This is a genomic window from Micromonospora sp. M51, assembly GCF_018070305.1.
Classification (GTDB): Bacteria; Actinomycetota; Actinomycetes; order Mycobacteriales; family Micromonosporaceae; genus Micromonospora; species Micromonospora parva.
Genome location: NZ_JAGPXZ010000887.1, coordinates 1 through 2,282 on the forward strand (window position 1 = coordinate 1; position 2,282 = coordinate 2,282).

A 2,282-nucleotide genomic window follows, 5' to 3' on the forward strand; every position below is an offset into this window, starting at 1 on the left:
GCGTCGGCGCGCGACGGGCGCAGGTCGCATGTGGCGACGCGGTGCTCCTCGCGCTGCCCGGCGGCCACCGCGTCGGCGTCGAACGCGGTCAGCGGGTAGCCGCGCTCGGTGCCGAAGCCCACCGCCAACACGCCGTCGGGTCGCAGGTGCGCGGCCACCCGGCGCAGCACCTGCGGTTCGGTGCCGACAGCGACGAAGGCGAGCACGTTGCCGGCCAGCACCGCCGCGTCGAACGGCTCCGCCTCACCCAGTGCCGGCAGGTCCAGCTCGGCGAGGTCGGTGACCAGCCACGTCGGGCCGGGATAGTCGGCGCGGGCGGCGTCCACCAACGCGGGGTCGGCGTCCACCCCGACCACCGTGTGCCCCCGCTCGGCCAGCGCGGCGCCGACCCGGCCGGTGCCGCTGCCGGCGTCGAGAATCCGTGAGCCGGGCGCGACGAGGGCGTCCACCAGGCGGGCCTCGCCGGCCAGGTCCTCACCCTCGGCCGCGAGCTTGCGGAACCGGTCGATGTACCACTGTGAGTGCTCGGGACCGGTGTCGGTCGCCCAGCGGGTCGGGTTGGCCATGAGGCCACCGTATCCGGGCCGGTGGGGGCCGGGCGGACGACCCGGACGAGACGATCATCCCTTCTCCGCGCCGCTGGTCAGCCCTTCGGTGAGCAGTCGTTCGCTGGCGAAGAAGAGGATCACGATGGGCACTGTGAGCACCACCGACCCGGCCATCAGCACCGTCTTGGGCACCTCCACCCCGTCGGCGAGCAGGGACAGCCCCAGCGACACCGTCCACCGGTTGGGCTTGTCGACCAGGAACAGCAGCGCGAAGAGGAACTCGTTCCAGGCGATCATGAAGTCGTAGAGCGCCACCGCCATGATCGACGGCATCGCGAGGGGCAGGCTGACGCGCCGGATGATGCCGAGCCGACCGGCACCGTCGATGGCTGCGGACTCCTCCAGACTGACCGGGATGGTCTCGAAGTAGTTCTTCAGCATGTAGACCGACACCGGCAACGTCTGCGAGATGTAGACCAGCACCAGACCGAACAGTGAGCCGCGCAGCCCGGCCCGGGTGAAGACCACGAACAGCGGGATCGCGATGACGATCGACGGGAACAGGTAGACCGCCAGGAACAGGAAGTCCACCTGCCGCCGGCCGAAGAACCGCAGCCGGGCCACCGCGTACGCGCCGGGGATCGCTACCAGCAGGGTGAGCACTGTCGCCGCGACGGCGACCAGCCCGCTGTTGCGGATGAAGGTGAGGAAACCCTGGCCGCCGTCGTCGGTGGCCTTCAACACCTCGGCGTACGTGGCCACTGTCAGCTCACCGAAGCCGACCACCAGCGCGCCGGGGTCGAGCAGCAGCCGCTCGATGGGGCGCACCGAGAGCAGCAGCATGTAGTAGAAGGGGAAGACGGTGATCACCAGGAACACGGCGATCACCAGGCGGCGCAGCCATCGCAGGCTCACCGTCTCGACCACGTCCCGGTCCATCAGCTCACCCTCCGTCCGAAGAAGCGCAGATAGATCAGCACGAACACGATGAGCACCACGGCCAGCACGACAGCCTGCGCGGCGGCGGCCCCGATGTCGGTACGGGCGGTGAGGAACTCGTACACCCGCACGCTGACCACCTCGGTGCCGGCCGCACCGCCGGTGAGCAGGTAGACGTCGTCGAACTTGTTGAACGTCATGATGAAGCGCAGCACGCCCAGCAGGGCGATCACCGGCAGCAGCTGCGGCAGCAGGATGTGCCGGAACCGCTGGGTGGGGGTGGCCCCGTCGACGCGGGCGGCCTCCTCCAACTCGCCGGGCACCGCCTGGAGCCGGGCCAGCAGGAACAGGAACGCGAACGGGAAGTAGCGCCACGCCTCGAAGATGATCACCGTGGCCAGCGCTGTCGACTCCTGGGTGAGGAACGGGACCGGGGCGTCCCAGCCGAGCAGGCGTTGCCCCCACGCGTTGACGACGCCGAGCTGTGGGTCGAGCATCACCTGCCAGACGAACGTCGCCGCGACCACCGGTGCCACGTACGGCAGCAGCATGGACGCCCGGACCAGGGTGCGGCCCCGGAACGGCCGGCGGACCACCAGGGCGGCCACCAGGCCGAGCACTATCGACCCGACGGTGCCACCGATGCTGTAGATCAGCGTGACCCACAGCGTCTCGGCGAAGCCGGGGGTGTGCAGCACCCGGTCGATGTTGTCCATGGTGAAGTCGCCGAACAGGCCGGTCTTGCGCAGCGTGGCGAGCCGGACCCGCTGGAAGGCGAGCACCACTGTCCACACG

3 protein-coding genes are annotated in these 2,282 nt (G+C 70.1%); all 3 read right to left on the reverse strand.

Going from position 1 to position 2,282, the window contains the following annotated elements; all coding sequences use genetic code 11:
* A partial coding sequence (locus KBX53_RS30215) for a bifunctional 2-polyprenyl-6-hydroxyphenol methylase/3-demethylubiquinol 3-O-methyltransferase UbiG (protein ID WP_210863091.1) occupies window positions 1-566 on the reverse strand: 566 nt, incomplete at its 3' end.
* 54 nt (window positions 567-620) lie between these two features.
* Entirely contained in the window at window positions 621-1,487 is an 867-nt protein-coding gene (locus KBX53_RS30220) for a carbohydrate ABC transporter permease (RefSeq protein WP_030336367.1), read from the reverse strand.
* A partial coding sequence (locus KBX53_RS30225) for a carbohydrate ABC transporter permease (RefSeq protein WP_210863093.1) occupies window positions 1,487-2,282 on the reverse strand: 796 nt, incomplete at its 5' end. The genes KBX53_RS30220 and KBX53_RS30225, both read right to left, overlap by 1 nt.

Coding starts and splice junctions, on each gene's coding strand:
- KBX53_RS30220 (WP_030336367.1), bottom strand. CDS start 1,487: ATGGACCGGGACGTGGTCGAGACGGTGAGCCTGCGATGGCTGCGCCGC.